Below are 26,206 nucleotides of genomic sequence, written 5' to 3' on the forward strand. Positions count from 1 at the left end.
AGATTTATATTTTATTTATTTTTATAAAGGGGTATAGCTCAATTGGCAGAGCATTGGTCTCCAAAACCAAAGGTTGGCGGTTCGATGCCGTCTGCCCCTGCCATATTTAGCATGTTAAGGTATTAAAATGTCTAATTATTTTATAAAAATTTTTAGTATTTTTAGTGATAAAATCAAATTTTTATTAGTTATTTTTTTGGCAATAATTAGTACTTCAGTTTTTTGTATGTTGTATAAAAAATTTACTTTTTTTTCTATATTAATATTAATTATTAGTTTTTTACTGGAATTTATATTGATATACACTATAGAAAAGAAAATACTTTTTATAAAATTTATAAAAGAATCATTATGCGAAGTTAAAAAAATTGTTTGGCCAAAACCTAAAGAAACAATACAAATGACAATTACTGTATTTTCTTTTGTTTTATTTATGGCATTTTTTTTGCGTAGCGTTGATAAATTTCTTGAATTTTTTTTATACAACTTAATTTTAAGATAAAAAAAATAATATGAATGTAGTTCAACAGTTTATACAAGATAATTTATTAACTAAGGAAATAGTTAATAGTAATGAAATAAATATAGATAAAGGTAAGGAATACATAGAGAGATCTATAAATAATAAGAAACGTTGGTATGTTATTCATTCTTATTCTGGGATGGAGAAAAATGTTCAACGAAAATTGATAGAACGTATTAATAAATTAGGTATGCAAAAAAAATTTGGTAGAATTTTAGTTCCTACTGAAGAAATAGTTGATGTTAAGAAAAATCAGAAATCAGTAATTAAGAAACGTTTTTTTCCAGGTTATGTTTTAATTGAAATGGAAATGACAGATGAAAGTTGGCATTTAGTAAAAAATACTAAAAAAGTTACTGGTTTTATTGGAGGAAAATCAAATCGTCCAACTCCAATTTCCTCAAAAGAGATTGAAGAAATCTTAAAACAAATAAAAAAAGGTGTAGAAAAACCTCGACCGAAAATCCTTTATCAATTGGATGAATTAGTTCGTATAAAAGATGGTCCATTTACTGATTTTAGTGGAAATATAGAAGAAGTTAATTATGAAAAATCTCGTGTTCGTGTATCGGTTACTATATTTGGTCGAGCAACTCCGGTTGAACTTGAATTTAATCAGGTTGAAAAAATATAATTTTTTGTATCTTTTATGTAATTTTCTTATAATTAACAATAAAAATTATGGTAAAAAAAATTACTGGTTTTATTAAATTACAAATTCCAGCTGGAAAAGCTAATCCATCTCCTCCAATTGGTCCGGCATTAGGTCAACGTGGTTTGAATATCATGGAATTTTGTAAAAATTTTAATGCACAAACACAAGGAATAGAATTAGGTACTCCAATTCCTGTTATAATTACAGTATTTTCTGATAAATCTTTTACTTTTAAAAAAAAAGTAACACCAGTAACTTTTTTAATTAAAAAAGCTGCTGGAATTCAAAAAGGTTCAGCGAAGCCTCATTCAGATAAAGTAGGTAAATTAACATATTTACAAATCAAAGAAATTGCGACTATTAAAAATGTAGATCTTACGGCTGCCTCTATTTCAGCTGCTATGCGCACTATTGCTGGTTCAGCGCGTTCTATGGGAATTATAGTGGAAGGATTTGAATGAAAAAATTATCCAAATGTATCAATAAACATAAATTAAAGTTTGATAAAAATAAAATATATTCTTTTGATAGTGCTATTACTTTAATCAAGGAAGCAGCAACTGCAAAATTTGATGAATCAATTGATATTTCGATTCATTTAAATGTTAATATCAAAAGATCTGATCAAATAGTACGTGGTTCAATTGTGTTGCCATTTAGTACAGGTAAAAAGATTTATATTGCGGCATTTGTTCCTAAAGAAAAATATGAGCAAGCTAAAATAGCTGGAGCAGATATTGTTGGAATGGAAGATTTGGCTCAAAAAATTAAATCTAATGAAGTATCTTGTGATTTAGTAATCGCTTCTCCTGAAAGTATGCATATAGTTAGTTCTTTAGGTAAAATTCTTGGACCAAAAGGTTTAATGCCAAATATAAAAGACGGTACGTTAAATTCTGATATTTTAACTGCAATTAAAAATGCAAAATCAGGACAAATTCGATATCGTATGGATAAAACTGGAATTATTCATGCATCAATTGGTAGAAAATCTTTTTGTAATGAAAATATAAAATCTAATATTTTAGCATTAATTAATATTTTAAATAAAAATAAATCTTCAACCAATAAAAATTATATTCGAAAAATATATTTATCTTCTACAATGGGTATTGGTTTGCAAATTGATTGCAATATTGAATAAAATTTTTAATTAATTTAAAATTAATTATTAATATAATGAAAATTTAATTATATATAAAATAGTAAACAAAATAGTAATTATATGAAATTTAATAAAATTTAAAAAATATAAAATTAATGAATATAATTTATATTAGAACTAATGGTATAATGAGAATTTAAATTTTATTTACATTTAATTCTAACAACATAAATATATTTTTAAAAAAATAAATTTAATGAATTATAATTTTTTATTATAACTAATTTATTTTTAAATTTTAGCATTATTTTGGAGGTTAATTTTGAGTTCTTATTTGAATAATAAAAAATTTATTATTAATAAAATTTCTGATAAAGTGGCTAATTCACAAATAATTATTTTATCTGAATATTCTGGAATTAAAGTGAATCAGTTAACAGAATTGCGCGAAAAAGCAAGAAAAAAAAATGTGTATTTGTGTGTTTTAAAAAATACTCTTGCTCGTCGTGTTTTTAAAAATACTATTTTTTCTAATTTATCTTCTAAGTTGCATGGTCAATTAATTTATTTAATATCTAATGATATTATTGAATCATCTAAAATTATTAATAATTTTTCTAAAAATAATGAAAAATTTATTATTAGAATAGGTAATTTTTCGGGAAATTTACTTGATAAAAAAACTATAATTAAATTTGCGAATATTCCGAATAAAAAAGTTTTATTAACTCAATTATTGAAAATAATATTTTTTCCTATTTCTAGTTTTATATATGGATTATCCATTTTGTCTAAAAAAAAATAAATTTAAATATGTGTTAAAATAGTATTAAATTACATTTAATTATATATAATTAACTTTCACTAAACATAATTTTAAAAATATTTAGGGAATTTTTCAATGACAATTGGTAAAGATGAAATTTTAAAAGCTATTAGTAATTTAACAGTATTAGAATTAAATGATCTAGTTAAAGCGTTTGAAAAAAAATTTGAAGTATCAGCTGCCACAATAGTCTCTAATAACTCTAATTCGGAATCTTCTTCCGATGCTCCAATAAAAGAACAAACAGAATTTATGGTTACATTGAATAATTTTGGTACAAATAAAGTTAGCGTAATTAAAATTGTACGTGAAATTACTGGGTTGGGTTTAAAAGAGGCGAAAAATTTAGTTGATTCTGCACCTAAAGTAATTAAAGAAGGAATTACTAAAGAAGCCGCTGAAGCAATTAAGAAAAAATTAGAAGAAGTTGGAGCGAAAATAGAAATAAAATAATTTTAAAAAATTATTTAATTATTTTTGTTTAATTTTGAATTCGTATATAGTAATTTACTTTTTATTTTTTTTTAAAAATAATTATAAAAACATATTTATTAATCTAATAGGATATTTTTAAAATTTTAGTAAAATAAAAAATTTTTAAAAAAAATATTTTATCTTAAATTTTATATTTTATCTTATTTTTATTTCATAGAGTGTTCATGCAGTATTCATTCACCGAGAAGAAGCGTATTCGAAAATCTTTTGCAAAACGCCCTGATGTTCATAGTGTTCCTTTTTTATTGATAACGCAATTAGAATCTTATTATAATTTCTTACAAGCAGATATTATACCATCTAATCGTAAAAACGAAGGCTTAGAGGCTGCATTTAGATCTGTATTTCCTATTCATACCGGTTTAGCTCGTTTGGAGTTTTTTTCATATACGTTAAGTTCACCGTTATTTGATGTAAAAGAATGTCAAAAACGTGGTCTAACATTTGCTTCATCATTACGTGTTAGGATGCGTTTAGTAATTTTAGATAAAGAATCTCCTAAATCTATTATTAAAGAAATAAAAGAACAAGAAGTTTATATGGGTGAACTTCCTTTGATGACTAAAACTGGATCTTTTATTATTAATGGAACAGAGCGTGTTGTTGTTTCTCAGTTACATCGTTCACCTGGCGTATTTTTTGAGCATGATAGAGGAAAGACGCATTCTTCAGGAAAATTATTATTTTCAGCGAGAATTATTCCTTATCGTGGATCATGGTTGGATTTTGAATTTGATCCTAAAGATATTTTATTTTTTCGTATTGATCGAAGACGAAAAATGCCTATAACAGTTTTATTAAAAGCTATTGGTATGACACCTGAACAAATTTTGTTATATTTTTTTTCTTTTGATAATTTTACTTTACATAATATTAGCGGTGCTAGCATGAATTTTGTTGCTGAACATCTTCGTGGTGAAATAGCGTGCTTTAATATTATTGATAAAAATGGACAGATAATTGTCCCGAAAAACAAAAGAATAAATTATAAGCATATTCGTCAGATAGAGAGTGCTGGTATAAAAAAAATTATAGTTCCAGAAGATTATTTAATTGGTAAGGTTTTAGCAAGAAATATAGTTGATCACGAAACTAATAAAGTTATTGCTTTTGCTAACAATGAAATTACAGAAGAATTATTATATAGTTTTCGTAAAGCGAATATTTTAAATATAGAAACATTATATACTAATGATCTAGATCATGGCGCATATATTTCACAAACATTATCTATTGATGAAACAAGAGATCAAATAACAGCTAAAACTTCTATTTATCGTACAATGCGCCCCGGGGAACCTCCTACAGAAGATTCAGTTAATACATTATTTAATAGTTTATTTTATGATGCAGATAGGTATGATTTATCTATTGTTGGTCGTATGAAATTTAATCGTAAAATTGGATGTAAGAAATTATATGGAAAAATGACTTTATCTAATAGTGACATATTATCTGTTATTAAAATATTAGTAGGTTTACGTAATGGGCATGGGGAAATTGATGATATTGATCATTTAGGTAATCGTCGTGTACGTTGTGTTGGAGAATTAGTGGAAAATCAATTTAGATCTGGTTTATTAAGAGTAGAACGAGCAGTTAAAGAACGATTAGCTCAATCAGAAATTGAAAATTTAATGCCACATGATTTAATTAATTCTAAACCAATTTCATCTGTTATTCGTGAATTTTTTGGAACATCACAGTTATCTCAATTTATGGATCAAACTAATGCTCTTTCAGAAATTACACATAAACGTCGTATATCAGCTTTAGGCCCTGGAGGATTAACTCGTGAACGTGCTGGTTTTGAGGTACGTGATGTGCACCCAACCCATTATGGTCGAGTTTGTCCAATTGAAACACCAGAAGGACCAAATATCGGTTTAATTAATTCTCTTGCATTATATGCGCGCTTAAATAAATATGGTTTCCTTGAAACTCCTTATCGTAGAATTGAAAATAATAGAATTACTAATCATGTTGATTATCTTTCTGCAATTGAGGAAGGGGACTATGTTATTGCTCAGGCAAATACTACTTTCGATAGTTATGGTTTATTAATTGATGAATTAGTATATGCTCGTGTAGCCGGTGAAACTATTTTAGTTTCTTCCGAAAGAGTACAATATGTAGATGTAGCTCCCGGGCAAATTGTTTCTGTTGCGGCTTCATTGATTCCATTTTTAGAGCATGATGACGCAAATAGAGCGTTAATGGGAGCAAATATGCAAAGACAAGCAGTTCCTTGTTTAAGACCTCAAAAGGCATTAATTGGTACAGGAATTGAACGTATTGTTGCCATTGATTCTGGTAATACTGTACAAGCATTACGAGGCGGGGTAGTTAATTATGTTGATTCTATGAGAATAGTAGTTCGTGTAAATGATAATGAAACAAGAATTGGAGATGTTGGGGTTGATATTTATAATTTAACTAAGTATATACGATCTAATCAAAATACTAATATTAATCAACGACCTATTGTTAAAATAGGAGATTGTGTTAGTAAACATGATGTAATTGCTGATGGTACGTCAACTGATTTAGGTGAGTTAGCTTTAGGTCAAAATATGTTAGTTGCATTTATGCCATGGAATGGTTATAACTTTGAAGATTCAATTTTAATTTCTGAGAGAGTTGTTTCTAATGATTATTATACCTCAATTCATATTGAAGAACTTTCTGTTGTAGCTCGTGATACTAAATTAGGATTAGAAGAAATTACTAGAGATATTTCTAGTTTATCTGAAAGTCAATTATCATGTTTAGATGATTCTGGTATTATTTATATTGGGTCAGAAGTTGTAACAGGAGATATATTAGTTGGAAAAGTTACACCAAAAGGTGAAACACATCTTACGCCAGAAGAAAAATTATTACGTGCAATTTTTGGAGAAAAAGCATCAGATGTAAAGGATACTTCTCTTAGAGTTCCAGCTGGAATGTTGGGTACTGTTATTGATATACAAATATTTACACATGAGGGAATTGTGCGTGATTCTCGTGCGCAACAAATCATTCATGATGAATTACAAAATTATGATCTTAATTTAAAAAATCAATTACAAATTATTGAAAATGACATATTTCAACGTTTAGAAGAAGTATTAATTGGTAAAATTATTCATGTAAATACAGAGAAAGAAATTAAAATAACTAAATCGTATTTAGATAATTTAGATAAATTTGATTGGTTTGATATTTATGTAGATGATGATACAAACTTTTTTTTAAAAAGAATTAAAAATTCAATTTTAGAAAGACGTAAAAAGTTTGATTTAGCATTTAAGGAAAAAAAAAGAAAATTAATACAAGGTGATGAATTACCTCCTGGTGTTCAAAAAATGGTTAAAGTTTATTTAGCTGTAAAAAGACGTTTACAACCTGGAGATAAAATGGCTGGTAGACATGGTAATAAAGGTGTGGTTTCACGTATATTACCTATTGAAGATATGCCTTATATGGCCGATGGAACTACAGTTGATATTGTTTTAAATCCATTAGGCGTGCCTTCTCGTATGAATATTGGTCAAATTTTGGAGGTTCATTTAGGATGGGCATCTAGAGGGCTGGGATTACGTTTAGATAAAATGTTAAAAGAAAAAGTTGATATTATTAAAATACGTAAATTTCTTGATAAAATTTATAATGAATCTGGGAAAAGAGAAGAATTAGATAGTTTAAATGATAAAGAAATTATGTCTTTAGTAGAAAATTTAAAGATTGGTATACCATTTGCTACTCCAGTATTTGACGGGGCAAATGAATTAGAAATTCGACGCATGTTAGATTTAGCTTATCCTGATAAAATTTCTAAAAAATTAGGTATGACACCATCAAAAAATCAAGTAACTATGTATGATGGGCGCACCGGAGAAGCTTTTGATCGTGCTGTAACTGTAGGTTATATGCATTATTTAAAATTACATCATTTAGTTGATGATAAAATGCATGCTCGTTCAACCGGTCCATATTCCTTGGTTACTCAACAACCTTTAGGTGGAAAAGCTCAATTTGGTGGTCAGCGATTTGGTGAAATGGAAGTATGGGCATTAGAGGCGTATGGTGCATCATATATATTACAAGAAATGTTAACAGTAAAATCAGATGATGTAAATGGACGAACTAAAATTTATGAAAATTTAGTTAAAGGAGATTACGCAATTAATGCTGGTATGCCAGAATCCTTTAATGTATTAGTAAAAGAAATTAGATCTTTAGGAATTGATATTGATCTTGAAAAAGATTAATTTGCGATTTTCGTTTTCAATATTTAATTATACTTATAAAATTTAAATTTTTACATTTCTTAGGAAATTATATATGAAGGCATTACTTGATTTATTTAAACAAATTCATCAAATTGAACAATTTAATGCGATAAAAATTAGCCTTGCATCTCCAGAAAAAATAAGATCTTGGTCTTATGGTGAAGTTAAAAAACCAGAAACTATTAATTATCGTACTTTTAAACCAGAGCGAGATGGTTTATTTTGTTCTAAAATCTTTGGTCCCGTTAAGGATTATGAATGTTTATGTGGAAAATATAAAAGATTAAAACATCGTGGAGTTATTTGTGAAAAGTGTGGTGTTGAGGTTACTTTATCAAAAGTTCGTCGTGAACGTATGGGGCATATTGAGCTTGCGTCTCCTACCGCTCATATTTGGTTTTTAAAATCATTACCATCTCGTTTAGGTATGGTACTTGATATGACGTTACGTGATATTGAAAGAGTGCTATATTTTGAAGCTTATGTTGTAACAGATCCAGGTACTACTCCTTTAAAAAAAGGTCAAATTTTATCAGAGGATAATTATTTTATTAAATATGAAGAATATGGTGATAAATTTACAGCATTGATGGGTGCGGAAGGTATTCGTGATTTATTACGTTCAATAGATATTAATCATGATATCGAGATTTTAAAAAAAGATTTAAAGGAATCAAAATCTGAATCTAAAATTCAAAAATATGTAAAAAGATTAAAGGTATTGGAGGCATTTCAGCGTTCTGGTATTAAACCAGAATGGATGATTATAGAGGTATTGCCTGTGCTTCCACCAGAATTAAGACCATTAGTTCCTTTGGATGTTGGTCGTTTTGCAACCTCTGATTTAAATGATTTATATAGACGTTTTATTAATCGTAATAATCGTTTAAAACGTTTAATAGAATTACGAGCGCCAGAAATTATTACGCGTAATGAAAAGAGAATGTTACAAGAAGCAACTGATGCTTTATTAGATAATGGTAGACGGGGAAAAATAATGACTGGAGCTAATAAACGTCCATTAAAATCTTTAGCTGAAATGATTAAAGGTAAAGGAGGACGTTTTCGTCAAAATTTATTAGGAAAACGTGTAGATTATTCTGGTCGATCTGTAATTGTTGTAGGCCCTCAATTAAAGTTACATCAATGTGGTTTACCAAAATTAATGGCTCTAGAGTTGTTTAAACCATTTATTTTTAATAAACTTGAATTATTGCAATTATCTAGCACCATAAAAGCGGCGAAAAAATTTGTCGAATCACAAGAACCAATAGTTTGGGATATTTTAGAAGAAATAATTCATCAGCATCCTATTATGTTAAATCGTGCGCCAACATTACATCGTCTTGGTATTCAAGCATTTGAGCCGGTATTAATTGAGGGAAAAGCAATTCAATTACATCCTTTAGTTTGTGCTGCTTTTAATGCTGATTTTGATGGCGATCAAATGGCAGTTCATGTACCATTATCTATTGAAGCACAAATGGAAGCTCGTACATTAATGTTAGCATCAAATAATATTTTATTTCCATCAAATGGAGAGCCATCTATTGTTCCATCGCAAGATATAGTATTAGGTTTATATTATGCGACACGTGAAAAAATTAATGGTAAAGGTGAGGGATTAATATTTTCAGATATTTTTGAAGTAATTCGTGCTTATACTAATAAAGTTGTTGAATTATCTAGTCGAATTACTGTTCGTATTACCGAGTACGTAAAAGATAATATTAAGGATTCTAAAGATTCGGATTCTAAAGATTCTATATTTAAAAAAATAATCAAACGTTATGAAACAACAGTAGGTCGTGCAATTTTATCTGAAGTTCTTCCAAAGGGTTTATCATTTTCTTTATTAAATTGTACTTTAAAGAAAAAAGAAATTTCTAAATTAATTAATAGTTCATTTAGAAGATGTGGATTACAAGCCACAGTAATATTTGTTGATGAATTGATGCAATTAGGTTTTAATTTAGCAACACGCGCAGGAATTTCTATTTGTGTTGATGATATGTTAGTTCCTTCTCAAAAACCAGAAATCATTGCTTTAGCAGAAAAAGAAGTTAGGCAAATAGAACAACAATATGCCTCAGGCTTAGTTACCTTTGGTGAGCGTTATAATAAAGTTATAGATATTTGGGGTAAGGCCGGAGATGATATTAGTAAGGCAATGATGGATAAATTAAAAATAGAAAATGTAATGAATAAAGATGGTACATATAGTACTCAAGAATCTTTTAATACAATTTATATGATGGCTGATTCTGGTGCGCGTGGTTCTGCTGCTCAAATTCGTCAATTAGCTGGTATACGTGGTTTAATGGCAAAACCAGATGGATCTATAATTGAAACTCCAATTACTGCTAATTTTAGAGATGGTTTAGATGTATTACAGTACTTTATTTCAACACATGGTGCTCGTAAAGGTTTAGCTGATACTGCATTAAAAACTGCTAATTCAGGTTATTTAACAAGAAGATTAGTTGATGTTACACAAGATTTAGTAATAATTGAAGAAGATTGTTATACTTCTAATGGTGTCTTTATGAAAGCATTAATTGAAGGCGGAGAAATAATTGAAGCGTTATGTGATCGTATTTTAGGAAGAGTGACATCTGATGATATAATTCATCCAGATACACAGATGATATTATATAAAAAAAATACTTTATTAGATGAAGATTGTGTTAGTGTAATTGAGAGTCTTGGTATTGATGAAATAAAAGTTCGAACACCATTAACATGTAATACACGATATGGATTATGCGCAAATTGTTATGGAAGAGATTTAGGTAGAGGGGTAATAGTTGATATTGGTGAAGCAGTTGGGGTAATTGCTGCTCAATCAATTGGTGAACCCGGCACGCAATTAACAATGCGTACTTTTCATATTGGAGGAGCAGTTTCACGAGCAATTATTGCTTCATCTATTGAAGCAAAATCGAATGGAATCATTCGTTTTACATCAACTATGCGTTATGTGATAAATAGTAAAAAAGAATTTGTTGTTATTTCTCGTTCCGGAGAAATTATAATAGTTGATAATTATGAGCGTGAACGTGAAAGACATAAAGTACCATATGGCGCAACCCTTATTATTAAAAATAATACGTTTATTAATGCCGGTATGATTATAGCAAAATGGGATCCTTTAACTCGTCCTATTATTACCGAGTATTCTGGAATAATAAAATTTGAAAATGTAATAGAAGGATCAACTGTTGCTAAACAAATAGATGAGGTTACTGGTTTATCTACATTAGTAGTAATTGATGCAAAACGTCGTGGTTTAACAAAGATATTGCGTCCTCAAGTTAAATTATTAAATGAATATGGTGAAGAAATTAAAATTCCTGGAACAGAACATCCGGTAACAATTACATTTCAAGTTGGGGCTTTATTGACCGTTAAAAATAATCAAAAAGTTAAAGTTGGAAAAGTTATCGCAAGAATTCCGACTGAATCACAAAAGACTCGTGATATTACTGGTGGTTTGCCTCGTGTTGCAGAATTATTTGAAGCTCGTTCACCAAAAGATTCTGGTATATTAGCAGAAGTAACCGGTACAGTCGCTTTTGGTAAGGAGACAAAAGGTAAACAACGTTTAGAGATTACAGATATGGATGGAAAAAAACACGAATTTATGATTTCTAAAGAAAAACAAATTCTTGTTCATGATGGGCAAGTAGTTAATAAAGGTGAAATGATTGTGGATGGACCAGCTAATCCTCAAGATATTCTTAGATTATTAGGTATTGAAGCATTATCTCGTTATATTGTTGATGAAGTTCAGGATGTATATCGATTACAGGGTGTTAAAATTAATGATAAACATATTGAGGTTATTGTAAGACAAATGCTTCGTCGTGTACAAATAATTGACTCAGGAGATACTAATTATATTGCTGGTGAACAAGTTGAGCGCTCTGAATTATTTGATGAAAATGACAGAGTATTATCCTTAAATCAAAATCCGGCGACATATGAAAATATATTATTAGGTATTACTAAGGCTTCATTATCAACTGATTCGTTTATTTCTGCCGCTTCTTTTCAAGAAACTACCCGTGTATTAACTGAGGCCGCTATAATGGGTAAACGTGATAATTTACGTGGTTTAAAAGAGAATGTAATTGTAGGTCGTTTAATTCCAGCTGGAACTGGTTTAGAATTTAGAAAAGCTCGTAAAAACAAAAATTTTTAAGAAATAAAATGTTATTTTTATATAAAATTTTGTTAAAAAATAATGGTTTTAAAATGTTGACTAGCTTATATTTAATATGTATAATTCCACGTACTAACTTTTATTAATATATAAAATAATTTATTATTTTATATATATTTAATTTTAAAAAATTTAATTAAACTTTGTTGGACGAATATAAATAAAATGCCAACTATCAATCAATTAATTCGTAATCCGCGTATTTCTATACGTGCTAAAAGTAAATCTCCTGCATTAGAAAATAGCCCACAAAAAAGAGGAGTGTGTACTCGTGTTTATACAACAACTCCTAAAAAACCTAATTCAGCTCTTCGTAAGGTTGCTAAGGTTCGCTTAACTAATGGTTTTGAGGTAATTTCTTATATTGGAGGAGAGGGTCATAATTTACAAGAACATAGTGTTGTATTATTACGTGGTGGTCGTGTAAAAGATTTACCAGGTGTACGATATCATATGATTAGGGGGGCATTGGATACGCAAGGCGTAAAAAATCGTAAACAAGCGCGTTCAAAATACGGTTCAACTCGTACTAATTCTGCTAAAAAATAAAATTTAATAAAATTATAATAATTTAAATTTTTAAAAAAGGTAATCAAGATGTCTCGTCGTAGAGAAATAACTAAAAGAGAGATTATGCCTGATCCAAAATTTAATAGTGTAGATGTAGCAAAATTTGTAAATATTTTAATGTTATCAGGTAAAAAATCAGTTGCTGAGACCATTATATATGGTGCATTTGATTATATTAAAGAAAAATCTGGTAAAGATCCATTAGAAGTATTTTTTTCAGCAATTTCTAATTGTACACCATCTGTAGAAGTTAAATCTCGTCGAGTGGGTGGAGCTAATTATCAAGTTCCAGTTGAAGTTCGTCCTGTTCGTAGGTTAGCATTATCGATGCGTTGGTTACGTGAAGCAGCGAATAAGCGTAATGAAAAATCAATGCAACAACGTTTAGGAAATGAATTGATGGAAGCATCAGAAAATAAAGGTAGCGCTATAAAACGACGAGATGAAATTCATCGCATGGCTGAAGCTAATAAAGCATTTTCTCATTTTCGTTTTTAATATTTTTAAATTTGTATAGTATTTTTTAAAATTTTTATTTTTGTATATCTTGGTTTATTGAACGAAATTTAGGATAAACTGTTATGGAACGTAAAACTCCGATTGATAGGTATCGTAATATCGGTATTTCTGCTCATATAGACGCGGGTAAAACAACAACTACCGAACGTATTTTGTTTTATACTGGCGTGAACCATAAAATTGGAGAGGTACACGATGGTGCAGCTACTATGGACTGGATGGAGCAAGAGCAAGAGCGTGGAATAACAATTACTTCAGCAGCAACCACTTGTTTTTGGAAAGGAATGGCAAATAATTTCCCTAAACATCATATAAATATAATTGATACTCCTGGTCATGTTGATTTTACAATTGAAGTTGAGCGTTCAATGCGTATATTAGATGGTGTATGTATGGTATATTGTGCTGTTGGAGGCGTACAACCACAATCAGAAACTGTTTGGAGGCAAGCTAATAAATATAAAGTTCCTCGTTTAGCATTTGTAAATAAAATGGATCGTATTGGCGCTAATTTTTTTAAAGTTTATAAACAAATACAAGAGCGTTTGAAAGCTAATCCAGTCCCTATTCAAATACCAATTGGTTCTGAAGAATCATTTAATGGTGTAATTGATTTAGTAAAAATGCAGGCTATTTATTGGGATGAAAAAAGTAAAGGAGTTAAGTTTGATTATAAAGATATTCCTGAATCTTTAAAAGAAGAAGCAAAAAAATGGCGTGAAAATATTTTAGAAGTTGTTTCGGAAACATCTGAAAGTTTAATGGATAAGTATTTAGAAGAAAGTGATTTAAATGAAACTGAAATTAAAATAGCAATTAGAAAACTAACTATTGCTGGCGAAATAATTCCTATGATGTGTGGTACAGCTTTTAAAAATAAAGGTGTTCAAGCAATGTTAGATGGTATAATTGAATATTTACCTTCTCCTGTTGATATACCACCTATAACAGGATCAAATGTAGATAATGAAATTGTATTTCGACAAGCTAAGGATAAAGAAAAATTTTCTGCATTAGCTTTTAAAATTTCTACAGATCCATTTGTTGGTCAATTATGTTTTATTCGTTGTTATTCTGGAATATTACACTCAGGTGATGTAATATTAAATTCATTAAAAATAAAAAAAGAAAGAGTTGGTCGTATTGTTCAAATGCATGCTAATCAGCGCGAGGAAATTAAAAAAATTTCAGCTGGTGATATTGCCGCTATAGTTGGTTTAAAAAATACAACTACTGGTGATACACTTTGTGATGAAAAAAATATAATAATATTAGAGCAAATAAGTTTTCCTGAGCCAGTTATTTCTCAAGCAATTGAACCAAAAACTAAAGCTGATCAAGAAAAAATGGGTATGGCATTAAATCGTTTGGCAGCAGAAGATCCATCGTTTCGAGTAAGAATTGATGAAGAATCTTGTCAAACAATTATTGCTGGTATGGGTGAATTACATTTAGATATTATTGTTGACCGTATAAAACGTGAATTTGGTGTAGAAGCAACTGTTGGAAAACCTCAGGTGGCATATAGAGAAACAATTCGAAGAACATGCAAAGAAGTTGAAGGAAAATTTATTAAACAATCTGGTGGTAGGGGTCAATATGGTCATGTTGTTTTAAAAATTGAACCACAAATTCCTGGAAAAGGTTTTGAGTTTATTGATGCTATAAAGAGCGGGGTTGTTCCTCGTGAATTTATCCCTGCTGTAGAGAAGGGTATACGGGACTCATTAAATTCTGGTGTGTTAGCTGGTTACCCAGTAGTTGATGTAAAAGTAACTTTATTTTACGGTTCTTATCATGATGTTGATTCAAATGAAAATGCATTTCGAATTGCAGGATCTATGGCATTTAAAGATGGTTGTCGTAGATCTGATCCAACTATTCTTGAGCCAATAATGGCTGTGGATGTTGAAACTCCAGAAGATTATGCTGGAGCAGTAATGGGAGATTTAGCCTCTCGAAGGGGGATGATACAAGGAATGAATGAAATTTCAGGAGGAGGTGGAAAAATAATAAAAGCAGAGGTACCGTTATCCAAAATGTTTGGTTATTCTACATCTTTACGGTCAATTACTCAGGGAAGAGCTACTTACACAATGGAATTTAAGCATTATTCAGAAATACCAAAAAATTTAATTGATACAATTATTAATAATAAAATTTAAATTTTTTATAACGGTTCGTCTTTTAAGGAAAAGCATGTCAATTATAAATCAAAAAATTCGTATTCGTTTAAAGGCGTTTGATTACCGTTTAATTGATAAATCAACATTAGAAATTGTTGAAACAGCTAGAAAATCAGGTTCGGTAGTGCGTGGGCCTATTCCTTTACCTACTCGTATTCAACGTTTTGATGTATTACGTTCACCTCATGTTAATAAAACGGCACGTGATCAATTTGAAATGCGTACTCATCGAAGATTAATGGATATTGTAAATCCAACAGATAAAACTGTGGATGCATTAATTAAATTAGATTTATCCGCTGGTGTAGATGTAGAAATTAAATTATATTAGATAAATTGGATTTAAAGAATTATTTATTAATTATAAATTTTATATTTTTAAAATTTGTATTAATCTTATTATTAAGTTAAAATTTAGCGCTAAATTTTAAAAATTTAAAAAAAATTTATATAAAAGTGTAGAAAAATATACCAAAATTGATGTGGAGATTAGAATATGAGTCAGGGTTTATTAGGTCGTAAGGTTGGTATGACGCGTATCTTTACAAAAAATGGTGAGTCTATTCCTATAACTGTTTTAGACGTATCTAAAAATTATATTATTCAGATTAAAATACCCGAAATAGATGGTTATAGCGCTATTCAAGTTTCATGCGGTCAAATTCGTCCATCTAAAATAAATAAAGCTATAGCTGGGCATTATGCTAAATCTAATGTTTTATCTGGTTCTTTTTTAAAAGAATTTTTAATTGATTCTAAGGAAGTTTCTAAAATAAAAATTGGTGATTTGGTTTCTATTAATTTATTTGATGTAGGTCAAAAAGTAGATGTTCGTGGTATTTCAATAGGTAAAGGTTATTCTGGTGTTATTAAACGTTATGGATTTTCTTCTGGTCGCGCATCAAGAGGAAATTCTTGTGCTCATAATGTCCCTGGTTCAATCGGAATGTCACAAGATCCTGGTCGTGTTTTTCCTGGAAAACGTATGTCTGGTCATTTAGGTAATACTTTAAAAACTATTCAAAATCTTAAAATTATAAAAATTGATTATGAGCGTCAACTTTTATTTATTAAAGGATCTGTTCCTGGCGCAAGAAATGGAAAAATAATTGTAACACATGCAATTAAAAATAAAGTTAATAAGGTTATATAGTTATGGATATAAAGTTTTTGAATGCACAAGGTAAAATTTCTTCAAATATTGAAGTAAAAGATACTATTTTTAATAGTGTTTATAATCAAGCATTAATTCATCAAATTATAGTTTCATACCGTGCGAATATGCGCAAGGGAAATAGAAAACAAAAAGATAGGAAAGAAGTGCATCATACTACAAAAAAACCGTGGCGTCAAAAAGGAACAGGACGTGCTCGTGCTGGGATGTCATCTTCTCCATTATGGAAAGGAGGTGGACGTTGTTTTCCAAATCTTCCTAATGAAAATTTTTCACATAAAATTAATAAAAAAATGTATAGAATTGCTATTTGTTCTATATTATCTCAATTAGTTAGAGAAAATCGTTTATTAATTATTGAAAATTTTTCGATAGATTCTCCAAAAACTAAATTATTAGCTAATAAATTAATAGATATGGGTTTAAATTCAGTTTTAATTATTGTTGATGAATTTAAAGAAAATTTATTACTTTCTTCTAGAAATTTATCAAATGTATTATTTATTGAACCGCGATATATTAATCCAATATCACTTATATTTTATAAAAAAGTTTTAATTATTAAAAATGCATTAAAGAAAGTTGAGAGATTATTAATATGAGTATTAATATTAAACATAATAAGGAACGTTTGATGAAAATATTATTATTTCCAATAATTTCCGAAAAAGCAACTTTTGTTTATAAAAAGAATAAACAAGTTATTTTTTGTGTAATACGAGATGCTACTAAATTAGAAATTAAGGCTGCTATAAAACTTTTTTTTAATATAAAAGTTAAATCAGTTCAAGTAGTAAATCGTTTAGGAAAACAAAAACGTTCTGGTAAAAGTGTGGGACGTCGTAAACATATGCGACATGCTTTTATATGTTTATATCCAGATCAAGAAATAGATTTTATAAAAAAAGGAGAAATTATAAATGACTCTTATTAGAGTTAAACCAACTTCTCCTGGTCGCCGAGGAATGGTTAAGGTTATTAATAAAAATTTATATAAAGGTCGACCATTTCGACCGTTAATTGAAAAAAAATCAAAAACTGCTGGTCGTAATAATTATGGTCGTATTACTACTCGTCATATTGGAGGGGGTCATAAACAAAATTATCGTATAATTGATTTTAAACGAAAAAAAGATAATATCCTAGCAAAAGTTGAACGTATTGAGTATGACCCTAATCGTAGTGCAAATATAGCACTTTTATGTTATATTGATGGTGATCGTCGTTATATTCTTGCCACAAAAAATATGACTATAGGTAATTATATCATGAATGGTTCTGATGCCCCTATAAAATCTGGTAATTGTTTGCCGATTAGAAATATTCCAATTGGTACTGTAATTAATTGTATAGAAATGTTACCTGGAAAAGGTGCTCAAATAGCTCGTTCTGCTGGTGCTAGCGCTATTCTAATATCTCGTGAGGGAGTATATTCTCAAATACGTTTATGTTCTGGTGAAGTTAGGCGTATACATATTGAATGTCGAGCTACTATAGGAGAAATAGGAAATATCGAACATAATTTATGTAAAATTGGTAAAGCTGGTGCGATGCGTTGGCGTGGTATACGTCCTACTGTACGAGGAGTGGCTATGAATCCAATAGATCATCCTCATGGAGGTGGTGAGGGAAAAACTTCTTCTGGTCGTCATCCTGTTTCCCCTTGGGGTACACCAACTAAAGGAAAAAAAACGCGTAATAACAAGCGTACAGATTCTATGATAGTTTCTTATCGAAAAAATAAATAAGGATTAGAAAATGGCACGTTCATTAAAAAAAGGTCCTTTTTGTGATGTTCATTTAATAAAAAAAGTTGAAAAAGCACAAAATGCAAAAGATAAAAAACCAATTAAAACTTGGTCTCGTCGTTCAACAATTATGCCTGATTTTATTGGTTTAACTATTTCTGTTCATAACGGAAAAGAGCATATACCTATATATATATCTGAAAATATGGTTGGTCATAAACTTGGTGAATTTGCATTAACTCGTACATTTAAATGCCATTCTGGCGATAAAAAGGCTAAGAAATAAAAGGTTTAATTTAATGGAAACTAAAGCTATTTTACGTAATATACATCTTTCTACACAAAAAAGTCGTTTAGTTGCTAATTTAATTCGAGGGAAAAGTGTTGAAAAAGCTATTAATATTTTATCCTTTAACCGTAAAAAATGTGCAATTATTATTAAAAAAGTATTAGAATCTGCAATTGCTAATGCAGAACATAATAATGGAGAAGATATAGATACCTTAAAAGTTAAAGCTATTTATATTGAAAAAGCTTCAATTGTTAAGCGTTTTTTTGCGCGTGCTAAAGGTAGAGGTAATCATATTTCAAAAAAATTTTGTCATATTTATGTAATTGTAAGTAGTAATTAAGGAGTTATAAAATGGGACAAAAAATTCATCCAGTTGGATTTCGTCTTCCGATTAATTTAGATTGGAAATCACGTTGGTATGCTGATAAAAGTGATTTTTCTGTTATGCTGAATCAGGATTTGAGAGTTCGTGCATATCTTAAAGAAAAATTAAAAAATGCATCAATCAGTCGTGTTGTAATTGAGCGACCATCTAGAAATGCTCGTATTACTATTTATAGTTCACGACCAGGGGTTGTGATTGGTAAAAAAGGTGAAGATATTGAAGTGTTGAGGTCTGTTTTATCTAAAATTATGAATGTACCTGTTCATATTAATATTGAAGAAATTAATAGACCAGAATCAGACGCTAAACTTATTTCTGATTCAATTGCACAACAATTAGAAAAGCGTATTGTATTTCGAAGGGTAATGAAACGTGTAATACAAAATTCAGCTCGATTAAGTTTAAAGGGAATAAAAATAATGATTTCTGGTCGTTTAAATGGTGTTGAGATTGCTAGAAAAGAATGGTATAAAGAAGGTAGAATACCTTTGCATACTTTACGTGCAGATATTGATTATGGTTTTAGTGAAGCTCATACAACCTATGGAATTATTGGTATAAAAGTTTGGATTTATAAAGGGGAAATACGTCCTATGAAAAGTATAAATTCTGTACAAACAAAAACCGTAAATCATGATAAAAAACGTCGTCCTCAATATCGAATTAATCAAAATATAGATTTTCATTCAAAAAATATTCATTCTAAGTCACAACAAAAGGTTTTAGAAAAATAATATGTTACAACCAGCTCGTAGAAAATATCGTAAAGAACAAAAAGGACGTAATACTGGTATTTCACATTTTCGTGGTACTTCTGTTTCTTTTGGTAAATTTGGATTAAAAGCAATTGTTCGTGGGCGAATTACATCGCAACAAATTGAATCAGCTAGAAGAGCAATGACTCGTCATATTAAACGAGGAGGTCGGGTTTGGATTAGAATTTTTCCGGATAAACCAATTTCTAATAAACCGGCAGAAGTTAGAATGGGAAATGGTAAAGGAAATCCAGAATATTATGTTACAGAAATACAACCAGGAAAAGTTCTTTATGAGATGGATGGAGTAACCGAAGAATTAGCAAGAGAAGCGTTTCGTTTGGCTTCCGCTAAACTTCCACTTTTAACTATTTTTGTTATTAGACAAGTTGGGCAATAATTATAAAAAATAAAAAAAATAAAAAAATGAAAATATACGAATTATTAAAAAAAGATAAAAAAGATTTAAATAAAGAATTAATTGAATTATTAAAAATACAATTTAGTTTACGTATACAAATAAAAACTCAAAAATTACATAATATTTCTCAAATAAAAAAAATACGTCGTAATATTGCGCGCATTAAAACTATTTTAAATATTAGGAATGTTTAAATGAGCACTTTAATAAAAAAAAAATTAAAAAGATCTTTAATTGGTAAAGTTATATCTGATAAAATGGATAACACCGTAACTGTACTTATAGAACGTCGTGTTAAACATCCTTTATATGGTAAAATTATTACACGAACTAGTAAATATCATGTGCATAATAAAAATAATTTTGCTAAACTTGGAGATATTGTTGAAATTAAAGAGGTTAGACCAATTTCAAAAACAAAATCTTGGAATATAAAAAATATATTAACTTAATTACAAAAAATTTTGTATTATAATTTTTATAGATTTTTTAAATTTTTTTAAAAAATTAAGGTATAATTTTTTAAAAATATTTTTTTATATTATTTTTTAATTTATATTATTTTTAAAAATTTCGAAAACTAAAATATGATTCAAACAGAAAGTCGACTTGAAGTTGCTGATAATACCGGTGCTCGTGAAGTTTTATGTATTAAAGTATTGGGGGGATCTAAACGTCGCTATGCTTCCATTGGAGATGTAATTAAAGTAACTATAAAAAATGCTATTCCCAGAGGACGAGTAAAAAAGGGAGAAATTTATAATGCAATTGTAGTGCGCACAAAAAAAGGTGTTCGCCGTCAAGACGGTTCTTTAATAAAATTTGATAAAAATGCTGCTGTTTTATTAAATTCAAAATTTGAACCTATAGGAACTCGTATATTTGGTCCGGTTACAAGAGAATTACGAACAGAACGATTTATGAAGATTATTTCTCTTGCTCCAGAAGTTTTATAAATTTTTAGAAAATAAAAAAATGAAAAAAATTCGAATAAATGATGAAGTAGTGATTTTAACTGGAAAGGATAAAAAAAAAAGAGGTATTGTTAAAAAAATTATTGATATAAATTATGTTATTGTGGATAAAATTAATGTTTTTAAAAAAACAATTAAACCAAATCCATCATTAAATAAAGTAGGTAATATTATTGAAAAAATAATGCCAATTCATGTATCAAATATTGCTTTATTTAATCCTAAATTAGGGAAAGCGGATCGAGTAATTTTTAAGAATATAAATGGAAAAAAAATAAGAGTTTTTAAAACTAATAATGAAATTGTTAACAGTAAATCTATTAAAATTTAAAAAAATATGATTCGCTTACAAGAGTTTTATAAAAAAAATGTTATACCTTATTTAATAAATAAGTATTCTTATTCTTCTAAAATGCAAGTTCCCCGTATCTTAAAAATTACCTTAAATATGGGTCTTTCAGAAGCTGTTTCTAATAAAAAAGTTATTGAAAATGCTATTTCTGATTTAACTAAAATTTCAGGACAAAAGCCAATTATTACTAAAGCACGTAAATCAATATCTTCCTTTAAAATTCGAGAAAATTATCCAATTGGTTGTATGGTAACGTTACGAAGAGCGAGAATGTATGAATTTTTAGATCGTTTAATTACTATTGCATTACCTCGTGTTCGTGATTTTCGTGGTGTATCTGGAAAAATTTTTGATGGAAGAGGAAATTGTAATATTGGTATAAAAGAACAAATTATTTTTCCAGAAATTGAATATGATAAAATTGATATGTTAAGAGGTATGAATATTAGCATTTCTACGACCTCAAAAACTGATCAAGAAGCAAAATCACTTCTTTCTGCGTTTAAATTTCCATTCAGAAATTAATAGAATAAAATTATGTCAAAATTATCATTAGTAAATCGCGAACTTAAACGTAAAGTTTTAGTTAAAAAATATTTAAATAAAAGAATTAAATTAAAAAAAATTATTGAAAATCCATTAAAATCAGAAGAAGAACGTTATAAAGCACGATTAGTATTACAATCTCTTCCAAGGAATTCTAATCCTACTCGTCAACGTAATCGTTGTGTTTTAACAGGTCGTCCTAGAGGAAATTTTCGTAAATTTAATTTGAGTCGTATAAAATTAAGAGAAATTGCTATGCAAGGTGATATTCCTGGAATAATTAGAGCTAGTTGGTAATAATAAGGAGATAATAAGGAGAAAATAATGAGCATGAGTGATCCTATTGCTGATATGTTAACTTATATTCGTAATGGACAAATTGTAAATAAAAAAAAAATAATAATGCCATCATCTAAAATAAAAATAGCAATTGCTAAAGTTCTTAAAGATGAGGGATATATTAGGGATTTTTTTATAATAAAATGTTTTAAAAATAAGTTTGAATTAAAAATATTATTAAAATATTATATGAATCGTCCTGTTATTGAGTGTTTAAAACGAGTTTCTCGCCCAGGATTACGTATTTATAAAAATAAAGATAATATTCCTAAAATAATGAATGGTTTAGGTTTGGTTATTATATCAACTGCATCTGGTATTATCACTGATCGAAAAGCTAGATCTATGGGTATTGGTGGTGAAATTATTTGTTATGTTTCTTAAGGAATAATAAAATGTCTCGTATAGGTAAAATGCCTATTTTTATACCTCCTAATGTAGAAGTAACACTAAATTCTAATAAAATTACATTAAAAGGACCATTAGGTATATTAAAGCAAAATAAAAATAATTTAGTAAATATTAAAAACGATTCTAATGTTCTTTATTTTACTGCAATTAATAATAGTCGTATAGCAAAATCAATGTCTGGCACAATGCGATCTATAATTAATAATATGATTATTGGAGTAACAAAAGGTTTTGAAAAGAAACTACAATTAATTGGTGTTGGTTTTCGAGCAAAAATTGAAAAAAATTATTTAAATTTAATTCTTGGTTTTTCTCATCCTATTTTATATAAAATACCATTTGATATTATTTGCGAAACGCCAAGTCAAACAGAAATTTTAATAAAAGGAATTAATAAACAGGCTGTTGGACATGTGGCCGCAGAAATACGTAGATATTATAAACCGGAACCTTATAAGGGTAAGGGTGTTCGTTATTTAAATGAAATAGTTATTTTGAAGGAAACCAAGAAAAAATAATAAAATAATAATTATAAATTATATATAATGAATAAAATAAAATCACGGTTAAGACGCGCCAGAAAAGTAAGAATAAAAATTTCTGAATTAGGAATTAATCGTCTTATGGTGCATCGTACTAATTTACATATATATGCTAATATTATAAGCTCGAATGCAAAGATTTTAATTTCAGCTTCTACATTAGAAAAAGAAGTTCGTTTAACATTAAATACCAAACTTGGTAAAGGAGGCAATACTTTTGCTGCTTCTATAATAGGTCAACGTATTGCTAAAAAGGCATTAAAAATAGGAATTACAAAAGTTGCATTTGATCGTTCTGGTTTTCGTTATCATGGTCGAATTAAATTTTTAGCAGATGCTGCTAGAAAAAATGGATTAAATTTCTAAAGAGGAATTTATGGTAAAAATACAATCAAGAATTCAAAATGAAAAGCCGGATGATGGGATACGAGAAAAAATGATTACAGTTAATCGTGTTACAAAAGTTGTAAAGGGTGGTCGTATTATGAGTTTTTCGGCATTAGTGGTTGTTGGAGATGGTCATGGTAGAGTTGGTATGGGTAAGGGTAAATCAAAAGAAGTTCCTTCTGCTGTACAAAAAGCTGTTAATAAGGCTCGAAGAAATATGATTAAGGTAATACTTAAAAATAATACATTACAACATACGATATTGGGTAAACATGGAGCATCATTAGTTTTAATAACTCCAGCTAAAGAAGGAACAGGAATAATAGCAGGAGGATCAGTTCGAGCTGTTTTTGATGTTATGGGAGTTCGTAATGTTGTTGCAAAATCTCATGGATCAACAAATGCATATAATATGGTTCGTGCTACATTAAATGGTTTATTAAAAATTAATACGCCATCTGAAATCGCAAAAAAACGTAATAAATCTATTAAAGAAATTTTTAATTAATAATGAAAAAAATACTAAAAATACAACTTATTAAAAGTTTAATTGGAAAAAAAAATACACATCGTGCAATTATTCGCGGTCTGGGTTTAAAGCGAATTAATTCTGTGCGAGTATTAAATGATACTTCTTCAGTTCGTGGTATGATTAATAAAGTATCATATTTTGTGAAAATACTTTCATAATATATTATTAAAATATGAGATTAAATAATATTCTACCAAATAAAGATGCTAAACATTATAAAAAGCGTTTAGGACGTGGTATTGGATCTGGATCCGGTAAAACTGCTGGAAGAGGGCATAAGGGTCAAAAATCTCGATCAGGAGGATTTAATAAAATTTGTTTTGAGGGAGGGCAAATGCCATTATATCGACGCTTACCTAAGCGTGGATTTAAATCAATAAAATGTTTTTATAAAACAGAAATTAGATTATCTGATTTACAAAACTTAAATATTTCTGAAATCGATATTTTTACCTTAAAAAATGCTAACATTATTTCTAAATTTACTCGGGTAGTTCGCGTAATTTTATCTGGTAATTTAAGTAAAAAAATAATAATAAAAGGATTAAAAGTTACTAAAGGCGCAAAAATTGCTATTGAAAAAATAGGTGGTTCTATTATGTAAAGTTTATTTTTATAAAGGAGTATAAATTAATACAATTATGCCAAAATTCTCAAAGACAACTATAAGAGGTTTTCCATGGAATCGTTTATGGTTCTTATTTTGTGCATTATTTATATACCGTTTAGGTGCGCATATTCCTATTCCTTCAATTAATTATAGTCAGCTAACAAAATTATTTGAGAAAAATCAAAATAATATTTTAGGAATGTTTAATATGTTTTCTGGGGGGGCTCTTTCTCGTTTAACTATATTTTCATTAGGTATTATGCCTTATATTTCTTCATCAATAATTATGCAATTATTATCAAGTATAATGCCTAAATTTGAGAATTTAAAAAAAGAGGGTGAATTAGGAAAATATAAAATTGCTCAATATACTAGATTTAGTACATTAATTCTAGCGATATTACAGGGATCTGGAATTTCTTTAATACTTAAGTTTCAAAAAAATTTAGTATTAGATACTAGTTTTTATTTTCATTTTACAACTGTACTAACATTAGTATCTGGTACAATTTTTTTAATGTGGTTAAGTGAACAAATAACAGAATATGGATTAGGAAATGGTACTTCTATTATTATTTGTTCTGGAATTATTTCAAGTTTTCCTAATATTTTAATTAATTTACTAAAATTAGTTAAGATCGATTTAGTAAATGTATTATTAACAATTTTAATTTCTTTATTATTATTAATTATTACATATTTTGTTATATTTATTGAATGTGGTCAACGTAAAATTTTAATAAATTATATTAGAAAAGAAGCAAATAATAAAATTTATTCTAATAAAAGAAGTTATTTACCATTAAAATTAAATATAGCAGGCGTTATTCCAGCAATATTTGCGTCATATATTATATTATTTCCAATTACTATTATTGGTTGGTTTCTTTCTTTCTACAATAAAAATAATTTTTTTACAATTTTTTTAAAAAATTTAATAAGTTTAGTTGCTCCTGGTAAATTAATTCATTCTATATTATATACAATAGCAATTATATTTTTTTCTTTTTTTTATGCTACTTTAATATTTAATAGTAAAGAAACAGCGGATAATTTAAAAAAAAGTGGTGCTTTTATTCCCGGTATTCGTCCAGGTTATCAAACTATACGTTATATTAATAATATAATTATGCGTTTAACATTAGCTGGATCTATTTATATAGCTTTTATTTGTTTAATACCAGAGTTTTTTATTTATAAATTTAATGTTCCTTTTTACTGTGGGGGGACATCGTTATTAATTGTTATAATTGTTACTATAGATTTTTTAACACAAATTCAGAATCATATTTTATCACAAAAATATAAATCACTTTTTCGTAAAATAAATTTTAAAAAAAATATATTTTATTAGAAAAAT

31 protein-coding genes, 1 tRNA gene and 2 pseudogenes are annotated in these 26,206 nt (G+C 28.3%); all 34 read left to right on the top strand.

Annotated elements, in window-relative coordinates:
* Nucleotides 1-27 precede the first annotated feature (27 nt).
* The 34 genes and pseudogenes from SSDC_RS00110 (at nucleotide 28) to secY (ending at nucleotide 26,200) form a co-directional block, all read left to right on the top strand.
* A tRNA-Trp gene (locus SSDC_RS00110) sits at nucleotides 28-103 on the top strand.
* Nucleotides 104-127: 24 nt separating this feature from the next.
* The gene (gene secE / locus SSDC_RS00115; RefSeq protein WP_020915289.1) at nucleotides 128-502 is read left to right on the top strand and encodes a preprotein translocase subunit SecE; all 375 of its coding nucleotides are present in this window, start codon (nucleotides 128-130) and stop codon (nucleotides 500-502) included.
* 10 nt (nucleotides 503-512) lie between these two features.
* The gene (gene nusG, locus SSDC_RS00120; RefSeq protein ID WP_020915290.1) at nucleotides 513-1,157 is read left to right on the top strand and encodes a transcription termination/antitermination protein NusG; all 645 of its coding nucleotides are present in this window, start codon (nucleotides 513-515) and stop codon (nucleotides 1,155-1,157) included.
* 47 nt (nucleotides 1,158-1,204) lie between these two features.
* Nucleotides 1,205-1,639 carry a 50S ribosomal protein L11 gene (gene rplK / locus SSDC_RS00125; RefSeq protein ID WP_020915291.1) on the top strand — a complete coding sequence of 145 codons (435 nt, stop codon included), beginning with the start codon at nucleotides 1,205-1,207 and terminating at the stop codon, nucleotides 1,637-1,639.
* Nucleotides 1,636-2,322 (top strand): 50S ribosomal protein L1, encoded by a 687-nt coding sequence (rplA, locus tag SSDC_RS00130; protein ID WP_020915292.1) that lies wholly within the window; start codon nucleotides 1,636-1,638, stop codon nucleotides 2,320-2,322. Before rplK ends, rplA begins: the two co-directional genes overlap by 4 nt.
* Before the next feature lie 283 nt (nucleotides 2,323-2,605).
* Nucleotides 2,606-3,088, top strand: coding sequence for a 50S ribosomal protein L10 (rplJ, locus tag SSDC_RS00135; RefSeq protein WP_020915293.1), 483 nt, complete (start codon nucleotides 2,606-2,608; stop codon nucleotides 3,086-3,088).
* Nucleotides 3,089-3,184: 96 nt separating this feature from the next.
* On the top strand, nucleotides 3,185-3,562 hold the full coding sequence (gene rplL, locus SSDC_RS00140; protein WP_020915294.1) for a 50S ribosomal protein L7/L12: 378 nt from the start codon (nucleotides 3,185-3,187) through the stop codon (nucleotides 3,560-3,562).
* Nucleotides 3,563-3,768: 206 nt separating this feature from the next.
* Entirely contained in the window at nucleotides 3,769-7,857 is a 4,089-nt protein-coding gene (gene rpoB, locus SSDC_RS00145) for a DNA-directed RNA polymerase subunit beta (RefSeq protein ID WP_020915295.1), read from the top strand.
* A gap of 73 nt (nucleotides 7,858-7,930) precedes the next feature.
* Nucleotides 7,931-12,076: pseudogene (gene rpoC, locus SSDC_RS00150) on the top strand (DNA-directed RNA polymerase subunit beta'); the annotation flags it as partial.
* 192 nt (nucleotides 12,077-12,268) lie between these two features.
* Nucleotides 12,269-12,652, top strand: coding sequence for a 30S ribosomal protein S12 (gene rpsL / locus SSDC_RS00155; protein ID WP_020915297.1), 384 nt, complete (start codon nucleotides 12,269-12,271; stop codon nucleotides 12,650-12,652).
* Between the two features lie 48 nt (nucleotides 12,653-12,700).
* Nucleotides 12,701-13,171 carry a 30S ribosomal protein S7 gene (gene rpsG, locus SSDC_RS00160; protein ID WP_020915298.1) on the top strand — a complete coding sequence of 157 codons (471 nt, stop codon included), beginning with the start codon at nucleotides 12,701-12,703 and terminating at the stop codon, nucleotides 13,169-13,171.
* Between the two features lie 83 nt (nucleotides 13,172-13,254).
* Nucleotides 13,255-15,357, top strand: coding sequence for an elongation factor G (gene fusA / locus SSDC_RS00165; RefSeq protein WP_020915299.1), 2,103 nt, complete (start codon nucleotides 13,255-13,257; stop codon nucleotides 15,355-15,357).
* A gap of 34 nt (nucleotides 15,358-15,391) precedes the next feature.
* Nucleotides 15,392-15,709 carry a 30S ribosomal protein S10 gene (gene rpsJ / locus SSDC_RS00170; RefSeq protein WP_020915300.1) on the top strand — a complete coding sequence of 106 codons (318 nt, stop codon included), beginning with the start codon at nucleotides 15,392-15,394 and terminating at the stop codon, nucleotides 15,707-15,709.
* Between the two features lie 165 nt (nucleotides 15,710-15,874).
* A complete protein-coding gene (gene rplC, locus SSDC_RS00175; protein WP_020915301.1) occupies nucleotides 15,875-16,531 on the top strand; it encodes a 50S ribosomal protein L3 in 657 nt (218 codons plus the stop codon).
* Nucleotides 16,532-16,533: 2 nt separating this feature from the next.
* A complete protein-coding gene (rplD, locus tag SSDC_RS00180) occupies nucleotides 16,534-17,154 on the top strand; it encodes a 50S ribosomal protein L4 (protein WP_020915302.1) in 621 nt (206 codons plus the stop codon).
* On the top strand, nucleotides 17,151-17,486 hold the full coding sequence (gene rplW, locus SSDC_RS00185; RefSeq protein WP_020915303.1) for a 50S ribosomal protein L23: 336 nt from the start codon (nucleotides 17,151-17,153) through the stop codon (nucleotides 17,484-17,486). Before rplD ends, rplW begins: the two co-directional genes overlap by 4 nt.
* On the top strand, nucleotides 17,473-18,300 hold the full coding sequence (rplB, locus tag SSDC_RS00190) for a 50S ribosomal protein L2 (protein ID WP_020915304.1): 828 nt from the start codon (nucleotides 17,473-17,475) through the stop codon (nucleotides 18,298-18,300). The genes rplW and rplB overlap by 14 nt, the downstream gene beginning before the upstream one ends.
* Before the next feature lie 10 nt (nucleotides 18,301-18,310).
* Complete coding sequence (rpsS, locus tag SSDC_RS00195; RefSeq protein WP_020915305.1) at nucleotides 18,311-18,586, top strand: 30S ribosomal protein S19; 276 nt, start codon at nucleotides 18,311-18,313, stop codon at nucleotides 18,584-18,586.
* 13 nt (nucleotides 18,587-18,599) lie between these two features.
* Nucleotides 18,600-18,932, top strand: a complete 333-nt coding sequence (rplV, locus tag SSDC_RS00200) for a 50S ribosomal protein L22 (RefSeq protein ID WP_020915306.1) — start codon at nucleotides 18,600-18,602, stop codon at nucleotides 18,930-18,932.
* A gap of 11 nt (nucleotides 18,933-18,943) precedes the next feature.
* Nucleotides 18,944-19,627: pseudogene (rpsC, locus tag SSDC_RS00205) on the top strand (30S ribosomal protein S3); the annotation flags it as partial.
* Between the two features lie 85 nt (nucleotides 19,628-19,712).
* On the top strand, nucleotides 19,713-20,132 hold the full coding sequence (rplP, locus tag SSDC_RS00210) for a 50S ribosomal protein L16 (protein ID WP_020915308.1): 420 nt from the start codon (nucleotides 19,713-19,715) through the stop codon (nucleotides 20,130-20,132).
* 26 nt (nucleotides 20,133-20,158) lie between these two features.
* Entirely contained in the window at nucleotides 20,159-20,347 is a 189-nt protein-coding gene (rpmC, locus tag SSDC_RS00215; RefSeq protein WP_020915309.1) for a 50S ribosomal protein L29, read from the top strand.
* The gene (rpsQ, locus tag SSDC_RS00220; RefSeq protein WP_020915310.1) at nucleotides 20,348-20,605 is read left to right on the top strand and encodes a 30S ribosomal protein S17; all 258 of its coding nucleotides are present in this window, start codon (nucleotides 20,348-20,350) and stop codon (nucleotides 20,603-20,605) included.
* A gap of 135 nt (nucleotides 20,606-20,740) precedes the next feature.
* Nucleotides 20,741-21,109, top strand: a complete 369-nt coding sequence (rplN, locus tag SSDC_RS00225; protein ID WP_020915311.1) for a 50S ribosomal protein L14 — start codon at nucleotides 20,741-20,743, stop codon at nucleotides 21,107-21,109.
* A 19-nt stretch (nucleotides 21,110-21,128) separates the two neighbouring features.
* Nucleotides 21,129-21,458, top strand: coding sequence for a 50S ribosomal protein L24 (gene rplX, locus SSDC_RS00230; protein WP_020915312.1), 330 nt, complete (start codon nucleotides 21,129-21,131; stop codon nucleotides 21,456-21,458).
* A 6-nt stretch (nucleotides 21,459-21,464) separates the two neighbouring features.
* Complete coding sequence (gene rplE / locus SSDC_RS00235; protein WP_020915313.1) at nucleotides 21,465-22,004, top strand: 50S ribosomal protein L5; 540 nt, start codon at nucleotides 21,465-21,467, stop codon at nucleotides 22,002-22,004.
* A 12-nt stretch (nucleotides 22,005-22,016) separates the two neighbouring features.
* Entirely contained in the window at nucleotides 22,017-22,322 is a 306-nt protein-coding gene (gene rpsN / locus SSDC_RS00240; RefSeq protein WP_020915314.1) for a 30S ribosomal protein S14, read from the top strand.
* A 27-nt stretch (nucleotides 22,323-22,349) separates the two neighbouring features.
* Complete coding sequence (rpsH, locus tag SSDC_RS00245; RefSeq protein ID WP_020915315.1) at nucleotides 22,350-22,748, top strand: 30S ribosomal protein S8; 399 nt, start codon at nucleotides 22,350-22,352, stop codon at nucleotides 22,746-22,748.
* 11 nt (nucleotides 22,749-22,759) lie between these two features.
* Nucleotides 22,760-23,293, top strand: coding sequence for a 50S ribosomal protein L6 (gene rplF, locus SSDC_RS00250; RefSeq protein WP_020915316.1), 534 nt, complete (start codon nucleotides 22,760-22,762; stop codon nucleotides 23,291-23,293).
* Nucleotides 23,294-23,320: 27 nt separating this feature from the next.
* Entirely contained in the window at nucleotides 23,321-23,683 is a 363-nt protein-coding gene (rplR, locus tag SSDC_RS00255; protein ID WP_020915317.1) for a 50S ribosomal protein L18, read from the top strand.
* 10 nt (nucleotides 23,684-23,693) lie between these two features.
* Nucleotides 23,694-24,212 carry a 30S ribosomal protein S5 gene (rpsE, locus tag SSDC_RS00260; protein ID WP_020915318.1) on the top strand — a complete coding sequence of 173 codons (519 nt, stop codon included), beginning with the start codon at nucleotides 23,694-23,696 and terminating at the stop codon, nucleotides 24,210-24,212.
* A gap of 2 nt (nucleotides 24,213-24,214) precedes the next feature.
* A complete protein-coding gene (rpmD, locus tag SSDC_RS00265; RefSeq protein WP_020915319.1) occupies nucleotides 24,215-24,394 on the top strand; it encodes a 50S ribosomal protein L30 in 180 nt (59 codons plus the stop codon).
* Nucleotides 24,395-24,408: 14 nt separating this feature from the next.
* A complete protein-coding gene (gene rplO, locus SSDC_RS00270) occupies nucleotides 24,409-24,840 on the top strand; it encodes a 50S ribosomal protein L15 (RefSeq protein ID WP_020915320.1) in 432 nt (143 codons plus the stop codon).
* A gap of 37 nt (nucleotides 24,841-24,877) precedes the next feature.
* The gene (secY, locus tag SSDC_RS00275; RefSeq protein ID WP_020915321.1) at nucleotides 24,878-26,200 is read left to right on the top strand and encodes a preprotein translocase subunit SecY; all 1,323 of its coding nucleotides are present in this window, start codon (nucleotides 24,878-24,880) and stop codon (nucleotides 26,198-26,200) included.
* Nucleotides 26,201-26,206 lie beyond the last annotated feature (6 nt).

This window comes from Candidatus Profftella armatura (genome assembly GCF_000441555.1).
Lineage (GTDB): Bacteria > Pseudomonadota > Gammaproteobacteria > Burkholderiales > Burkholderiaceae > Profftella > Profftella armatura.

Excerpts from the sequence above, each read along its gene's own strand:
- secE (WP_020915289.1), top strand. The coding sequence starts at position 128 with ATGTCTAATTATTTTATAAAAATTTTTAGTATTTTTAGTGATAAAATC.
- nusG (WP_020915290.1), top strand. The coding sequence starts at position 513 with ATGAATGTAGTTCAACAGTTTATACAAGATAATTTATTAACTAAGGAA.
- rplK (WP_020915291.1), top strand. The coding sequence starts at position 1,205 with ATGGTAAAAAAAATTACTGGTTTTATTAAATTACAAATTCCAGCTGGA.
- rplA (WP_020915292.1), top strand. The coding sequence starts at position 1,636 with ATGAAAAAATTATCCAAATGTATCAATAAACATAAATTAAAGTTTGAT.
- rplL (WP_020915294.1), top strand. The coding sequence starts at position 3,185 with ATGACAATTGGTAAAGATGAAATTTTAAAAGCTATTAGTAATTTAACA.
- rpoB (WP_020915295.1), top strand. The coding sequence starts at position 3,769 with ATGCAGTATTCATTCACCGAGAAGAAGCGTATTCGAAAATCTTTTGCA.
- rpsL (WP_020915297.1), top strand. The coding sequence starts at position 12,269 with ATGCCAACTATCAATCAATTAATTCGTAATCCGCGTATTTCTATACGT.
- rpsG (WP_020915298.1), top strand. The coding sequence starts at position 12,701 with ATGTCTCGTCGTAGAGAAATAACTAAAAGAGAGATTATGCCTGATCCA.
- fusA (WP_020915299.1), top strand. The coding sequence starts at position 13,255 with ATGGAACGTAAAACTCCGATTGATAGGTATCGTAATATCGGTATTTCT.
- rpsJ (WP_020915300.1), top strand. The coding sequence starts at position 15,392 with ATGTCAATTATAAATCAAAAAATTCGTATTCGTTTAAAGGCGTTTGAT.
- rplC (WP_020915301.1), top strand. The coding sequence starts at position 15,875 with ATGAGTCAGGGTTTATTAGGTCGTAAGGTTGGTATGACGCGTATCTTT.
- rplD (WP_020915302.1), top strand. The coding sequence starts at position 16,534 with ATGGATATAAAGTTTTTGAATGCACAAGGTAAAATTTCTTCAAATATT.
- rplW (WP_020915303.1), top strand. The coding sequence starts at position 17,151 with ATGAGTATTAATATTAAACATAATAAGGAACGTTTGATGAAAATATTA.
- rplB (WP_020915304.1), top strand. The coding sequence starts at position 17,473 with ATGACTCTTATTAGAGTTAAACCAACTTCTCCTGGTCGCCGAGGAATG.
- rpsS (WP_020915305.1), top strand. The coding sequence starts at position 18,311 with ATGGCACGTTCATTAAAAAAAGGTCCTTTTTGTGATGTTCATTTAATA.
- rplV (WP_020915306.1), top strand. The coding sequence starts at position 18,600 with ATGGAAACTAAAGCTATTTTACGTAATATACATCTTTCTACACAAAAA.
- rplP (WP_020915308.1), top strand. The coding sequence starts at position 19,713 with ATGTTACAACCAGCTCGTAGAAAATATCGTAAAGAACAAAAAGGACGT.
- rpmC (WP_020915309.1), top strand. The coding sequence starts at position 20,159 with ATGAAAATATACGAATTATTAAAAAAAGATAAAAAAGATTTAAATAAA.
- rpsQ (WP_020915310.1), top strand. The coding sequence starts at position 20,348 with ATGAGCACTTTAATAAAAAAAAAATTAAAAAGATCTTTAATTGGTAAA.
- rplN (WP_020915311.1), top strand. The coding sequence starts at position 20,741 with ATGATTCAAACAGAAAGTCGACTTGAAGTTGCTGATAATACCGGTGCT.
- rplX (WP_020915312.1), top strand. The coding sequence starts at position 21,129 with ATGAAAAAAATTCGAATAAATGATGAAGTAGTGATTTTAACTGGAAAG.
- rplE (WP_020915313.1), top strand. The coding sequence starts at position 21,465 with ATGATTCGCTTACAAGAGTTTTATAAAAAAAATGTTATACCTTATTTA.
- rpsN (WP_020915314.1), top strand. The coding sequence starts at position 22,017 with ATGTCAAAATTATCATTAGTAAATCGCGAACTTAAACGTAAAGTTTTA.
- rpsH (WP_020915315.1), top strand. The coding sequence starts at position 22,350 with ATGAGCATGAGTGATCCTATTGCTGATATGTTAACTTATATTCGTAAT.
- rplF (WP_020915316.1), top strand. The coding sequence starts at position 22,760 with ATGTCTCGTATAGGTAAAATGCCTATTTTTATACCTCCTAATGTAGAA.
- rplR (WP_020915317.1), top strand. The coding sequence starts at position 23,321 with ATGAATAAAATAAAATCACGGTTAAGACGCGCCAGAAAAGTAAGAATA.
- rpsE (WP_020915318.1), top strand. The coding sequence starts at position 23,694 with ATGGTAAAAATACAATCAAGAATTCAAAATGAAAAGCCGGATGATGGG.
- rpmD (WP_020915319.1), top strand. The coding sequence starts at position 24,215 with ATGAAAAAAATACTAAAAATACAACTTATTAAAAGTTTAATTGGAAAA.
- rplO (WP_020915320.1), top strand. The coding sequence starts at position 24,409 with ATGAGATTAAATAATATTCTACCAAATAAAGATGCTAAACATTATAAA.
- secY (WP_020915321.1), top strand. The coding sequence starts at position 24,878 with ATGCCAAAATTCTCAAAGACAACTATAAGAGGTTTTCCATGGAATCGT.